13 protein-coding genes are annotated in these 14,385 nt (G+C 45.6%); 2 read left to right on the top strand and 11 right to left on the bottom strand.

Annotation, left to right across the window (positions count from 1 at the left end; all coding sequences use genetic code 11):
- Nucleotides 1–33 precede the first annotated feature (33 nt).
- The 6 genes from NLX74_RS25580 to NLX74_RS01630 all read right to left on the bottom strand — a co-directional run bounded on the left by NLX74_RS25580 (nt 34) and on the right by NLX74_RS01630 (nt 6,068).
- Nucleotides 34–483, bottom strand: coding sequence for a spore coat protein CotJB (locus NLX74_RS25580; protein WP_302058468.1), 450 nt, complete (start codon nt 481–483; stop codon nt 34–36).
- A gap of 1 nt (nt 484) precedes the next feature.
- Entirely contained in the window at nt 485–709 is a 225-nt protein-coding gene (locus NLX74_RS01650) for a spore coat associated protein CotJA (RefSeq protein ID WP_254327772.1), read from the bottom strand.
- 196 nt (nt 710–905) lie between these two features.
- Nucleotides 906–2,255 carry a hemolysin family protein gene (locus tag NLX74_RS01645; protein WP_254327771.1) on the bottom strand — a complete coding sequence of 450 codons (1,350 nt, stop codon included), beginning with the start codon at nt 2,253–2,255 and terminating at the stop codon, nt 906–908.
- A 16-nt stretch (nt 2,256–2,271) separates the two neighbouring features.
- Nucleotides 2,272–3,402 (bottom strand): radical SAM/CxCxxxxC motif protein YfkAB, encoded by a 1,131-nt coding sequence (yfkAB, locus tag NLX74_RS01640; RefSeq protein ID WP_254327770.1) that lies wholly within the window; start codon nt 3,400–3,402, stop codon nt 2,272–2,274.
- A 97-nt stretch (nt 3,403–3,499) separates the two neighbouring features.
- On the bottom strand, nt 3,500–4,660 hold the full coding sequence (locus NLX74_RS01635) for an HD-GYP domain-containing protein (RefSeq protein ID WP_061831692.1): 1,161 nt from the start codon (nt 4,658–4,660) through the stop codon (nt 3,500–3,502).
- Nucleotides 4,614–6,068: a bifunctional metallophosphatase/5'-nucleotidase gene (locus NLX74_RS01630; protein ID WP_254327769.1), complete on the bottom strand. Its 1,455-nt coding sequence runs from the start codon at nt 6,066–6,068 to the stop codon at nt 4,614–4,616. The genes NLX74_RS01635 and NLX74_RS01630 overlap by 47 nt, the downstream gene beginning before the upstream one ends.
- 319 nt (nt 6,069–6,387) lie before the next feature.
- On the opposite strand from NLX74_RS01630, the gene NLX74_RS01625 reads away from it, so the two are divergent.
- Nucleotides 6,388–7,452 (top strand): HD-GYP domain-containing protein, encoded by a 1,065-nt coding sequence (locus NLX74_RS01625; RefSeq protein ID WP_250261869.1) that lies wholly within the window; start codon nt 6,388–6,390, stop codon nt 7,450–7,452.
- A gap of 173 nt (nt 7,453–7,625) precedes the next feature.
- Here NLX74_RS01625 and NLX74_RS01620 read toward each other — a convergent pair whose 3' ends face one another.
- Nucleotides 7,626–8,480 carry a manganese catalase family protein gene (locus NLX74_RS01620; protein ID WP_254327768.1) on the bottom strand — a complete coding sequence of 285 codons (855 nt, stop codon included), beginning with the start codon at nt 8,478–8,480 and terminating at the stop codon, nt 7,626–7,628.
- A gap of 204 nt (nt 8,481–8,684) precedes the next feature.
- Here NLX74_RS01620 and NLX74_RS01615 point away from each other — a divergent pair, with 204 nt between their 5' ends.
- Nucleotides 8,685–9,524: a manganese catalase gene (locus NLX74_RS01615; protein WP_165176021.1), complete on the top strand. Its 840-nt coding sequence runs from the start codon at nt 8,685–8,687 to the stop codon at nt 9,522–9,524.
- A gap of 482 nt (nt 9,525–10,006) precedes the next feature.
- Here the strand turns inward: NLX74_RS01615 and sufB are convergent, their stop codons facing one another.
- From sufB to sufD, 4 genes are read right to left on the bottom strand one after another with little or no spacing between them, the layout of a single operon-like run.
- A complete protein-coding gene (sufB, locus tag NLX74_RS01610; RefSeq protein ID WP_013309556.1) occupies nt 10,007–11,404 on the bottom strand; it encodes a Fe-S cluster assembly protein SufB in 1,398 nt (465 codons plus the stop codon).
- Between the two features lie 30 nt (nt 11,405–11,434).
- Nucleotides 11,435–11,857: a Fe-S cluster assembly sulfur transfer protein SufU gene (gene sufU / locus NLX74_RS01605; RefSeq protein WP_235307950.1), complete on the bottom strand. Its 423-nt coding sequence runs from the start codon at nt 11,855–11,857 to the stop codon at nt 11,435–11,437.
- Nucleotides 11,847–13,070, bottom strand: coding sequence for a cysteine desulfurase (locus NLX74_RS01600; RefSeq protein WP_254327767.1), 1,224 nt, complete (start codon nt 13,068–13,070; stop codon nt 11,847–11,849). The genes sufU and NLX74_RS01600 overlap by 11 nt, the downstream gene beginning before the upstream one ends.
- Nucleotides 13,067–14,371 carry a Fe-S cluster assembly protein SufD gene (gene sufD, locus NLX74_RS01595; protein WP_254327766.1) on the bottom strand — a complete coding sequence of 435 codons (1,305 nt, stop codon included), beginning with the start codon at nt 14,369–14,371 and terminating at the stop codon, nt 13,067–13,069. The genes NLX74_RS01600 and sufD overlap by 4 nt, the downstream gene beginning before the upstream one ends.
- Nucleotides 14,372–14,385 lie beyond the last annotated feature (14 nt).

Below are 14,385 nucleotides of genomic sequence, written 5' to 3'. Positions count from 1 at the left end.
TCATGTTCCTCCTTTATAAAAGGTTATACCTACCTAGACCTGCCACGGCCAAGGGGATTGACTCCACTCCCAAGGATACTTGGAATAGGCACGGCCAAAATTTTGTAAAGGCCCATATAGCATCTGATACTCGTTAGCAATCGCCGTTCTTTCCTGCGTCAGCTTATTGAACTGTTCGATAGCCTGTAAATCATCTGGGTGCGTATCCAGATACAAATTCAGCTCCACCAACACAAAATCCACCGCTTGGAGCTTCTCCAGCAACGCATAATACTGGGCATCAACTGGCTTGGTTTGGGGCGTGCAGCCTTGGGCCGGGTTTCCGGCTTGACTATAGCCCTGAGTTTGGTTCTGATACTGGTTCTGGTATGGATACGGATTTGAATAAGGGCTTTGATATGGATTCGGCTGTTGCTGCCCGCTCTCATGCTGATTTTGCTGCTGGAATTGGAATGGGGACTGACCCTGATTTGAATTCTCCATTCTATTCGCCTCCCCCCTGGTTTCTCCTAGGCTCATAAGGGCTGTAAAGCATAGGCCATAGCGTTCCCTTCGTCAGCGCCTCATCTGGACTGAATTGTGGTAGACCAGGGGGCTGAAATTGTATAAACAAGTTTGGCGGAAGCACATAAGTCTTACACAGAACGGGCGGACACGGATCGAACGGGCCGACAAACGGGGCATACTCACCTTGCTGTGGAAATTTCACGGGCCGGGACCTCCTTTGATTGATCCATCTGTTTTACTATTCAACATATGCCGCATCGCCCAAGTCTCGAACAAAAAATCACAGATAAAAATAATTGTTCAAGAAAATAACTATAGAACTGTTTCTAATCAAAAAAGAGCCTTTAAAACCACGGTACGTGGATCTAAAAGCTCTTTCTTCAGCACTCTATAATAACTTACATACCTGAAAGCTCATCTTCAATCACAGGCTCAGGCTTGCGGTGAATCTTCACTCTCATTATGCGAAGCCTTGTTGCTTCCTCCACCTCAAAGGTAAGGTTATAAAACTCAATTTTCTTCCCTTTCACCGGAATGCCCTCCAATTCCTTAAACAGCCATCCCCCGATGGAATCCACCTCGTCGTCTTCAATGTTCACTCCAGTCAAATCATTGACATCCTCAATGAGCATACGACCGTCCACAGAGATGAAGTTCTCCTTCATTTCCACACTCGGGCGTTCATCCTCAAATTCATCATAGAGATCCCCAACGATTTCCTCCAAAATTTCCTCCGCTGTCAGCAGCCCGGCCGTTCCGCCGTACTCATCTACCACGAGAGTCATTTGGGAATGTTTTTTCTGCATAAGGCGTAGCACGTGACTCACTTCCATGGACTCCGGCACATTCAAAATAGGACGTACCACCGAAGCCAGATCCAATTGATCTCCCTGCTCAGCTAGCAGAAGATCTGTAATATGGACAAAACCGATAATCTGGTCTTTATCCTCAACTGCTACCGGGTAGCGGGAATGCTTGGTCTCGCTGATGATCTTGAGATTTTCCTTAAACGACAAATTCGTATATAAACAATCCATATCTGTACGCGGCAGCATGATTTCACGGGCAAGCAAGTCGGAAAAATCAAAAATATTATCCATCAGCTTAATTTCGTCCTTATCAATCACACCGCTTTTGGCGCTCTGATTCATCAATATACGAATCTCTTCCTCCGAATGAGCCGCTTCGGCTTCACTAGCCGGCTGAATGCCGAATGCGCGCAACAGCAAGTTTGCCGCAGCATTCAATACCCAGATCACAGGCAGAAAGACCTTATAAAAAAGCAGCAAAGGCGCCGATAAAAACAACGCCACACCTTCGGTCTTCTGAATCGCTAAGGACTTTGGCGCCAGTTCCCCCAATACGATATGCAAAAAGGTAATTACGCAAAATCCGACGATAACAGATACCGTTGTAATCAGTGTACCGTCAGTTACACCGAGTTTGTGCATGAGTGGCTCTATCAGGTAGCCGGATATTGCTGGCTCTCCAATCCAACCCAAGCCCAATGAAGCCAGCGTAATGCCTAATTGGGTGGCGGACAGATAAGCATCCAACTTTTGGTTCACCTTCAGCGCATAGCCTGCCAGGCGATGACCCTCGCTTTGGAGCTGCGTCAATCGGGATTGGCGCATTTTGACCAGCGAAAATTCTGCGGCCACAAATACACCATTTAGAAAGACAAGCAGCAGTACCAAGAGGAGATTCACAGCTAGCAATCCCCAATGAAACTCGGTATGACCATCCAATACGAACTCCCCATTTCTATAGTTGTAATGCTTTTCTTGATTTAAAGTCTATTCCTTTGTAATACATATCCGCCACGAGCAGATTTGGTCCACAACAGGCAGCGGCATCACAATGACAGTTCACAGTCTGATTCAGCGGATGCTCATTCAGCCATTCACCAAAAATATCGTCCAGACTATCTTCCTGAATATTTCCGAAAGCCGGTATGTCTGCAAAATCTGTCACATACACGCTACCCGTGAACATATTCACATTCACACGGTTTCTTCCGTCCGGATCATTACGCACCGTAATATTCGGTTCCTGACGCAAGCGTCGAAGCAGTTTGCGGTCTTCTTCCCGATCCGAACAAGCAAAGAACGGTAATGTACCAAACAACATCCACATGTCCTGATTACGTACATCCAGCAGCTTATGGATAGAGTTCCGCATGTCGTCGAGTGAAAGCACAGGCAAAGCAGAGGCAAAATTCGACGCATACATTGGATGAACCTCATGCCGTTGGCATCCCATTTCGTTGATTAATTGATGAATGCCCTCCAGCTTCGTGTGTGTCCGATAGTTAATCATGGATTCAGCTGAAATGAACATCCCCATTTCACTCAATCTGCGGGCATTTTCCATCATTTTTTCATACAGGCGAACAGCACCCGCACGCGGAGTCGGCCGGCCGGTATTTGCAAAACCCACTTCATAAAAATCGTCTGCATTCAAATAGTTAAATGAAATATGCATCACATCCAGATAAGGAAGCATCTTCTCATATCTGCGAATATCTAATGTCAGATTGGAGTTGATTTGCGAGCGAATACCGCGCTCCTTGGCATATTTCAGCAGTGGAACGATTACTTCATCCACTGTTTTATCGAGTAAAGCAGGTTCCCCACCTGTAATACTGATCGTCTCCAGATGCTCGACTTCATCCAAACGCTTCAGCATTAGGTCTAGCGGAAGGAAAGGGGCCTCCTTCATAACCAGCATATCGCCAACAGCGCAATGCTCACAGCGCATATTACATAGATGCGTTACGGTCATCTCCACACTCGTAAGCAAATGACGACCATGTGTACGCAGTGAGACAATCGGGTCCCACGGATCATAGGTTGGCGATATTTGGGGTAGCGTGTTATTTTGTAGAACTGTCATTATGTTTTCACCTTATTTCTGTTATTAACCTCAAAAGACGTATAATTATCATATCATGATGTGTAAAGTGTCTGCATACTTTCTTCCACATCATCTGCTAATCTACGTGTACTCCTCCGAAAGGGGCGACAGTAGCACCCAATGTGTTTGTAATCATAACCGAGAGGGATACGGACAAATCCACATCATAAGGTGCCTTCACTTCCTGCCCATCCCGGTCTCTTACAATGCGAATGACGGGTCTTTGCGGGATTTTGGGATGTATACGCACCACGACCCCCTCTTCCCCCGTGTTGAGCACCACAGAGAGTCCCAGGGGGTAAATAGCTACACAGTCACGAAAGGCTTCCAGCATTCGCTGCTCATATAACGTTCCTGCCCCGGCGTACAGCACTTCCATCGCTTCATAGGGCAACAAAGCCTGTTTGTATATCCGACTTGCTGTCATTGCGTCGTACGAGTCGGCCAGACCGATCCATTTCGCATATTCGTGGATCTGGTCCTTTTTCCAACCGTGTGGGTATCCACTGCCGTCGATACGCTCATGGTGCTGTAATGCACAATGAGCCGACAATAAGGGAATGCCAGGTTCGTCTTTGAGCAGCTTGTAGCCGATCACCGTGTGTGTTTTCATATGCTCATATTCCTCATCCGTCAATTTACCCGGCTTATAGAGTACTTGAGGTGAAATTTTCATTTTACCAATATCGTGCAGTAGTGAACCTATCCCCAGCTCCATGAGCTGGTTATTATCGTAGCCATTGGATATCCCAAGTACTAGTGAATATAAACATACGTTCAAAGAATGATGATACAAATCCTGATCCGCGGCCCCGATATCCATCAACATAATGACGGCGTCCTGACGGCCTCCAATATCGTCCAGAATGGATTCCATCACCTTATAAAATGACTTGCCAAAATATTTGTGCTTATGATCTACGGAGTAGGATGATAAACCTTGAAACTGCTTTTTGATTTCCTGTAGCGCCGCGGCCCTTGTCTGTTCATGGATCATCTCAGGAATGACGATATCTTCAGTCACAGCATCCTCAATGTATACATATCCAATACCGACTTGGCCTAGACGTTCAATCAATCGCGAAGTAAGCTCAACACCTTCCGAGAGCAGCACCATTCCGTTTTCATTGTATATTTTTTTGCCCAGCTTCATGCCGGCTCTCAATAATGTAACAGGTACCAGTCGCAGCTTAATCCTCTCCCGATTGTTTTGATACCTGAAGCCACCTAGCTGCAAAACATTCTTCCATCGCGCCCGGACGCTTCAACTCCATTTCAATCATATCCCGTAAAAATTCTGGAAGCATAAATCGGAGATCTGTTCCGTTCGCAAGCACCTCATAACCTGCTTTGAAAGTGAACATATCCAACGTGCCCACTGTGTATTCCTCATGCTCTTCCAAAGGTTGACCCGCTACACGAATGTCCGTCACTTTTTCATAAGGAGCACGGCCAGGGTCATACTGAATGGCCAAGCCTTCCACACACATCGTGCCAAGCACTTTGCCTCTGAAGCCAAAACCCGTCATGGGCTTGTCTGTAAATTCAGGCAGCAAGGACTGCTCCAGCGCCAACCGAATATCTCTTCCCCGCAACTTCATAACACAGGCATTAATCGGCGAAGGGCATAAGGAATGTAGTATTCCTTTGCTGATATCCCCTTGAGGTAATGGGCCGAGCAGTTGTCCCGCATTGACGAGGGCAATTTCTGTTCCTGTAAAATGGGACACCGCTTGTGCCAGCATATTCCCGAAAGGGGATTCCTGATCATATGCGATCTCCAGTTTCCGATCCGTCACCGCAACGGTGTTCTCCATGGCGCGCTCTGCTTGTCTGCGATGCACCACAATGGCCGATGCCACTTTTTCGTCCAGTAGTGTCTGATCCACAGGAACTACGCCGCCCGACGTGACTCGAAACGGTTCGAGGCTATCGTTACGACTTAGTGTCACTTCACCCAGCAGCGTTCCGAACTTACCCGCCCCACATAAAGCTGTTTTTCCGATCCAAAGCGGTTCCTCCAGCACATGATGGGTGTGACCTCCAAGGATAACGTCAATTTCAGGAAACTGCGACGCTAATTTTTTATCGGAAGGTAGACCCAGGTGCGACATCACAACCAAAACATCAACCTGCTTTCTCAGTGCCGCGATCTGCTTCTCCAGCACCTCAAACGGATTGAGCACATCCCAACCCAGCAATTGATAAAACTCTACAAAAGGAGCCGTCACACCAAGTAAACCCACCTTAATTCCTGCTTTATCTACGATAAGGGATTCCTTCATCCACGAAGGGCTCATCCCCGTGGCACGCTCTGTCATATTGCCGCATACGACCGGACAATGAATCCCCGCATATGCCTGTTCAATCATATTCGGGGTAAAAGTCAGTCCCTCATTGTTACCGATCGTAATTGCATCGTATCCTGTTAGATTAATCACATCCACATTTGCCCCACCGAGCGTTCCTTCCGTTTCGGGGGCCATCCGGTCCATGTGGTCTCCTATGTCGAGCACAAGCAGCGCATCCCGTGATGCGGCTCTTCGTTCATCGATCATCGCGGCTATCGAAGGCATACTGCCAAAATGACTATGGATATCATTGGTATGCAAAATGGTCAACGTTTGCCGAGTCGTCATCTCCATAACCGCCCTCCTCTATACTTTATATATATCGACTTTGGAGCTTCTAATGTTTAAGCATACCATGTTATTTAGCAATATGGTACATATGAGTGGACATAGTCCTTAAGCTTCGCTGTACTCTCTGGGCAATCTCATATCCTAAACATAGTGAAAGGTATTGACGTTATCTACTGTAGGTATTTGATAGGAAACGGGTTCCTGGGACCTATTTTACAGCTTGGAATAATAGTAAATTAGTCGTTGTCATACCATTTAATTCTTGATATATTAAGTTTGTTTCGTATTTTCGACAAATTTACGACAATAAGGAGGTTAGCGCATGAGAGTACACGTTACCGATGCCAAGCCGGGAGATCGCCTCAAATCCGATACATACAATGGGCACGGTGTACCTGTCATGATTCAGGGCACCGAGCTACAGCATGACGATATTTCCAAACTCATTATGCACGGTGTCGATTATATCGACATTGATGCCGGTTCAGCGAGCATTCCGGTTGACTTTGCCCCCGATGTCCCAGCTTCCCCCGAGTCCCTCAAACGTGCCGTTCCTCTCATGGAGCAGACGATCAGTGGCTTTGAAAGCATGTTTCTCAAAGCCTCCTCAACTGGAAAATTTGATGAATATCGAGTCGATGAGCTGTTCGGCCCTCTTGTTTCAGAGCTGGCTCGTCAAAAAGATGTCGTATCTCTGCTATTAATTATGGAACGGGGAGATCACTATACCTATAATCATTCTCTCCAAGTAGGTGTACTGTCATATTACATTGCCACATGGCTTGGATATACGGAAGAAGAAGCATATGCCGCTGGTAAAGCTGGGTACTTACATGATATAGGCAAGTCCATGATACCGGATGAAATTTTGAACAAACCGGATAAACTGACACCCGAAGAATTCCATGAGATGAAAAAACATTCGCTATATGGCTATGATATTATCCGCAATTCAACCAGCGATGAGATTTCTGCAATTGTCGCCTTGCAGCATCACGAGCGTGAAGATGGAAGTGGATATCCCCATGGACTGTTCAAGGAAGATATTCATCCTTTTGCCAGCATAACAGCTATTGCCGACGTGTATAGCGCGATGATTTCCAATCGTGTGTACCAGACGAAGCAGGAGCTGCTCACCGTATTACGTGAGCTGCACAGCATGAGTTTTGGACATCTAAACCCAGAAGCTACCCAAGTGTTCATCAGACACATGCTTCCTAATTTCATTAATAAGCAGGTTCTGCTGACTACAGGTCAGACAGGAACGATTATTCTGAACAATCCTGCTGATTACTTCAGACCCTTAGTGAGAATTAACGATGATGAATATGTAGATTTGTCTAGAGAACGCCATGTATCCATTGATGAAATTTATTTGGAATCCTGATCCGCTACTACTGCCTCCCGGCGTTACTTCGGTAGAACGAAATGTTATGCCGAATTACAGGCTACGCGAATAAAAAAAGAGACTGTCCTTGATTCGTAGGTTCTTTACGAAGGACAGCCTCTTTTTATGTTACGGACATTAACCTAGTTACATCCTTACTTATTTGTTTAAACCTAAGTGTTAAGATCATGCAGACCTGGGCTATGTTCATTAGGCAATTCAGGCATATACGGAAGAGGAAAACCTTCTGGAGGATCCACCACACTCAAATCCCCACCGTTTCTGCTTGGAGTTTGCCCATTGAATATTTCTCCAATATGGGTAGAATCCAATCGAAAATTAAACTGTGCATTGTGAAAGCCCATTTCAACATACTTCCGGCATTCTGGATACTTGTTAATATCGTAGTTTGGAACCGGGAACAATTTTCCCCAATCAACTCCAAGTGTCTCTAAAGCTTTAGCAAATGCATTTTGATGAGCATTATCCCGCACAATCAAAAAAGCCAACGTTTCCCGGAATGTTTTGTTCGAGCTCATTTCGTAAATTCGGGATTTTTGCAGAACCCCTGTAGATTCGAGTACGAGATTATCAAGCAAATCACTAATCAGATTGCCGTGGGAATAAACATAACTACCTAGCCAAGGGTTTCCACTTGCATCAACAGGTAAGGAACTTTGAGCTCCCATAATAAAATGATGAGGATTTGCGTGTTTTATCGCCTCATCTAAAGGAGCATGATCAATTCCAGCATCGCCGGCTTGGTCTGCGCCTGAGCCAGTCAGAAGTTGATTAATAGTATGTTGGACCAGTTCAACATGACTAAGCTCCTCTAGAAAAACTCCGCGTATCAAATCCCTAAACTGCACAGCATTACCACGAAAATTATTACTTTGAAAGAAAAACTGCATCATGGTACGCATTTCTCCGAATCGACCACCTAATACTTCTTGAATCACTTTAGCAGCAGCCGGGTCGGGCTTATCGGGTACTATTATATTAATTAGATCTTCTTTATAAAAATACAATGTAAAAAAACCTCCTTAAACTTTTTTTTAAACGTGAACATATGCTTCCCTCCTTAATAATTTTTATACAAACCAAACAAACAGATAGTTAAATGTAAAGACTCCTATCAGATTGTTGTTATGCTGATGCTCGTTTTATTACATCTTGAAAAGGTTAAATACAGTTAGAATTTACTAAGCTGCTTAACTATAGGAGGAGTAATTATGTTTAGACATCAAAAAGAGTTGCAGTTTGAAGTGAAAGTGGAGCGTCCTGATCCTCTTTTTGCCCGGCAGGTACAAGAAGTTTTGGGGGGGCAATTTGGAGAAATGACCGTGATGATGCAATATTTATTTCAAGGGTTTAACTGTCGCGGTGAGGAAAAATATAAAGATATGCTAATGGACATTGGAACTGAAGAAGTGGGGCATGTGGAGATGCTGTGTGCTTTAATTAGTCAACTACTTGATGGAGCTAAACCAGAAGATCAAGAACAAGCTGCAAAAGACCCTGTTACAGCTGCCATTATGGGGGGAATTAACCCGCAGCACTTGCTGGTCAGCGGTCTTGGCGGATTACCTAGTAATTCTAATGGAGTTCCATGGAACGGCTCTTATATCGTTGCAAGTGGCAACCTATTGGCGGATATGCGGTCCAATTTGCACGCAGAGAGTCAGGGTCGATTGCAGGTAGCAAGGCTATATCATATGACACAAGATGAAAGCGTCAGAGCTACACTACGGAAAATGCTAGCACGTGACCGCTATCACCAATATCAATGGATGGCGGCAATCCAAGAATTAGAAGAAAAAAACGGTGTTGTGGTCCCCGCTTCTTTTCCTCCTGAAGCAGAGCAAGAGTCTCAGCCTGAAGCTTATGAGTTTTGGAATTTGTCTGAAGGCGAAGAATCTAGTGAAGGTTTGTGGGCAACAGGAAGTGCGCCGGATGGAAGCGGGAGCTATGTATACATCTCTAACCCTGTTGCCAAAGGTCAAATCTATAGTGCCAAAATACCAGCAACCGAATTACATCATGACTTAGACCATAAAACTTCAGATAAATAAACAAGTAGCAGACGAGCTGTCCCAACTTTTGGGGCGGCTTCGGCTTTTTGCCGACCAATTAAGGGTAGTAGGACTTTATACTGTATGCCTTAGAGAGATTGTTGTGGGGTATACCATTTACCTGCGAAGTCATAGATTTCGGTTCTCTTAGATCGAAATTCATTTAATAACCCAATAACCTCATTTCATGCGAAGATAAAGATATAAATCATGAGAGCATTCCAAATCCTCTCACCGTACGCCCTCAGGCACACTCATACGCTTTATGGAGGCTGGCGTGAATAAAAAGACTTGGACGTAAAAGAGTCAAAGAATCATCGCAGACACGTATTTACACGTCAGTCGAAAAAATAAAAGAAGACGAACTTAAAAAGTTCGCCTCCTATACTAGCAGGAAATCTGAGTCGGCACAAATCGGCACGACTCCTATTTAACAGCTTTAATTACCTCAAGTACCTTGTCACACCAAGGGTTACTGCGTTTTAACCGATACTACCTTCCATTTCGAACTTGATCAAACGATTCATCTCTACCGCATATTCCATCGGCAGTTCTTTGGTGAACGGCTCAATAAAGCCCATAACGATCATTTGCGTTGCCTCTGCTTCAGTCAAACCACGGCTCATCAGATAGAACAGCTGATCTTCCGATACCTTGGAAACTGTTGCTTCGTGCTCAAGCGTGATGTCGTCATTCATAATCTCATTATAAGGAATAGTATCTGAAGTTGATTGATTATCCAAAATCAACGTATCACACTTGATATTTGATTTTGCACCTTGAGCCTGACGACCGAATGAAGCTAATCCGCGATACGTTACTTTACCGCCGTGCTTACTGATCGACTTGGATACAATTGTGGAGGTGGTGTCTGGTGCCAAGTGAATCATTTTCGCACCTGCATCCTGATGCTGGCCTTTGCCTGCAACAGCGATGGACAAGACCATACCTTTCGCTCCACGGCCTTTCAATACAACGGCTGGATACTTCATCGTCAACTTGGAACCGATGTTACCATCGACCCATTCCATCGTTGCATTTTCTTCCGCAACCGCACGTTTGGTTACCAGGTTATAGATGTTTGGTGCCCAGTTCTGGATCGTTGTATAACGAACACGTGCGTTCTTTTTACAAATAATTTCGACCACCGCACTATGCAGCGAGTTCGTGCTGTAAATTGGAGCCGTACAGCCTTCTACATAATGCACAAAGCTGTCTTCGTCAGCAATAATGAGCGTACGCTCAAATTGCCCCATGTTTTCCGAGTTGATACGGAAGTAAGCCTGCAATGGAACTTCACATTTCACACCTTTTGGTACATAGATGAAGCTTCCGCCTGACCATACCGCACTATTCAGTGCTGCAAACTTATTGTCCGCAGGAGGTACAACAGTTGCAAAATACTCTTTCAGAATCTCAGGATGCTCACGCAACGCCGTATCGGTATCCATGAAAATAACGCCCTGATCTTCCAGTTCCTTTTGCATACTGTGGTAGACAACCTCGGATTCATACTGTGCGGATACACCAGCCAAAAACTTTTGCTCCGCCTCAGGAATACCCAGTTTATCAAAGGTTTCTTTAATTTCCGTCGGAACTTCTTCCCATGTCTTCCCTTGTTTCTCGGAAGGTCTTACATAGTACTGGATATCGTTGAAATCCAGTTCATCCATATCTCCGCCCCAGTTTGGCATTGGCATTTTTTCAAACTGTTTCAGTGCTTTCAGACGGAACTCCAGCATCCATTCTGGCTCATCCTTAATTTTGGAGATTTCCTTTACAATTTCCGGAGTGAGACCCTTACCTGTTTGGAAAATGGACTTGTGCTCGTCACGAAAGCCATATTTATACTCTTCCATTTCCGGTGCTTTCTTGGCCATGTTTCTCAAACCTCCTCTGTTCTATTTAAATTATTTATCTTCATCAATCCCTTTGCGCAGCGCGTTCCAAGCCAGTGTTGCACATTTGATGCGGGCCGGGAACTTATTTACGCCTGACAAAGCTTCCAATTCTTCATAATCATCGAATTCGACGGCTTCTCCCTTCATTAAAGAAGAGAAGCGGCTCGCCATATCCAGTGCCTGATCAATTGTTTTTCCTTTGACCGCTTCTGTCATCATCGAAGCTGAGGACATACTAATCGAGCAGCCTTCACCAGTAAAACGGGCATCTTCGACCACGCCGTCTTTCGTTTTGAGTTGAAGAGAAATCCGGTCACCACACGTAGGATTATTCAAATCCACCGTAACGGCATCTTCCTCAAAACGTCCACGATTGCGCGGATTTTTATAATGATCCATAATCACGCGTCGGTACAAGTCATCAAGTTGCATCGCCAAAATACTCCTTTGTTTGGATTAAGGCGCTGACCAAAGCGTCGACTTCCTCTTCCGTGTTATAGAGGTAAAAGCTGGCACGTGCAGTCGCACTGGCTTTCAACCAGCGCATCAATGGCTGGCAGCAATGATGGCCTGCACGTACAGCCACCCCTTTGCTATCCAGTACAGTAGCTACATCATGCGGATGCACATCATCCAGGTTAAAGGTTACGAGCCCGACATGACGTTCTGCAGGTCCGTAAATAGTCAACCCCTCCACTTCACGGAGACGTTTGAGAGCATAGTTGGACAGACGGCTTTCATGCTGCGCAATGGCGTCCAGTCCGATGCTTTCCAGAAAATCAATGGCAGCTCCCAAGCCAACGGCTCCGGCAATAATCGGGGTTCCACCTTCGAATTTCCAAGGCAGCTCCTTCCATGTGGATTCATACAATCCCACATCGTCGATCATTTCACCGCCGAACTCAATCGGCTCCATGTTTTCCAGCAGCGCCTTCTTGCCGTACAGTGCTCCGATCCCAGTAGGAGCACACATTTTGTGACCCGAAAAGGCATAAAAGTCAGCATCGATGTCTTGCACGTCTACTTTCATATGTGGTGTGCTTTGTGCACCGTCTATAACGATGACTGCGCCTTTGCGATGCGCAATAGCTGCAATCTCTTTGACAGGGTTCACAACACCAAGCACATTGGAGACATGCGCAATCGCTACAATTTTCGTGTTCTCTGTAATGGTATTCTCCACATCAGCAAGATCAACGCTACCATCCTCTTGAAGTGGAATATATTTCAAAGTCGCGCCTGTGGCTTTGGCTACCTGTTGCCACGGAATCAGATTACTGTGATGCTCCATTTGTGTGATGACAATTTCATCACCCTCCTTACAGTTAGCTCTACCGTAGGAAGAAGCGACCAGATTCAACGCCGTTGTTGTTCCGCGTGTAAAAATAATTTCCTGACTGCGCTTGGCATTCAGAAAGCGGGCTACCTTTTCCCGCGCACCTTCATAAGCATCCGTTGCGCGGCTACCCAAGGTATGCACACCACGGTGAACATTCGAATTATCATATTCGTAGTAGTGCTTGATCGCCTCGATGACCGCCAGCGGTTTTTGCGAAGTGGCCGCATTATCCAAATAAACCAGCGGATGACCGTTAATCTCCTGATGTAAAATCGGGAACTGTTCACGGATCAATGCAGTATTCATTGGCCTAACTTCCTTTCAACAAGGCTTTGCAGCTGATGTTGAAGTCCTTCGAGCGGAATTTCAGATACGACAGGTGCCAAGAAGCCATAAATAATCAGACGTTCAGCCTCTGTACGGCTAATCCCGCGGGACATCAAGTAATACACTTGTTCACGGTTTACCTGACCAACCGATGCTGCGTGACCTGCCGTTACATCATCTTCATCAATCAGCAGGATCGGGTTAGCGTCACCACGCGCTTTCGGGCTGAGCATCAGAACACGTTCTGTTTGCTGACCGTCTGCTTTGGTAGCACCTTTTTCAATTTTTGTAATTCCGTTAATGATGGAAGACGCTTCTTCACGCATTACTGCGCGCGTAATCATCTGACTGGCGGAATTTTTGCCAAAATGCTGTGCTTGTGTCGTATAGTTCAGCTTTTGTGAGCCGGAACCTACAGCAATGATCTTGGCATCCGAATTGGAGCCATTGCCTTTGAGCACGGACATGGTATTGCTTGCTGTATTACCGTTGTTCATTTCGCCCACAATCCATTCGATAGCTGCGTCATTTCCCAACGTGGCACGACGAATCGAAATATCCGTTACTTGCTCTCCAAACTGATGGACTGTCGCATAACGCACTTTAGCTCCTGCATTTGCAACAACTTCTACCGCACCGTTATGAAGAACAGGTGCCGCCAAGTCCGCAGATACATAGTTGTCTACGTAAGTCACAGAACTGTGGCTTTCAACAACGAGCAGCACATGCGGTGCAAATGTTGCAGTCGCATCGTCCGTCAGGAATACAGCTTGAAGTGGAACGTTCAGCTCTACATTTTTAGGCACATAAGCAAATACTCCACCGTTCCAGAGTGCTGCATGCAATGCAGACAATGAATTTTCTTCAGCCTTAATAACTGTGTTCAGATGAGCTTTAACCAAATCAGCATGCTCTTTAACCGCTGTTTGTAAATCCGTGAAAATGACGCCTTGCGCCGCCAATTCCTCACTCAGCTTCACATATACCGCGCCGGAGTTGCGCTGAATAATCAGACCGCCCTCCTGTTGCTCTTTGACCAGATCAGCAATGGCTGCAGGAACCTGCCCTACCGATGCAATGACCTCGCTCTGTTTATGTTGACCGTAATCGTTTAATTTCCAACGTTCGATTTTTGTTTTTTCAAATACCGGAAGCTCCAGTTTGCCTGCAAGCTCAAGTGCTTTTTGTCTGTCTTCGGCCAGCCAAGATGGTTCGCCGTTACGTTCGGACAGAACACGCAGTTGCTCGGAATCTACCGGAAGGATTGTTTGTGTAGTCATTAGTTTTCCTCCTC

This window comes from Paenibacillus sp. MZ03-122A (assembly GCF_024213325.1).
GTDB lineage: Bacteria > Bacillota > Bacilli > Paenibacillales > Paenibacillaceae > Paenibacillus > Paenibacillus polymyxa_B.
The sequence above is the reverse complement of the archived record's forward strand: the minus strand, read 5'-3'. Positions and strand labels throughout refer to the sequence as shown.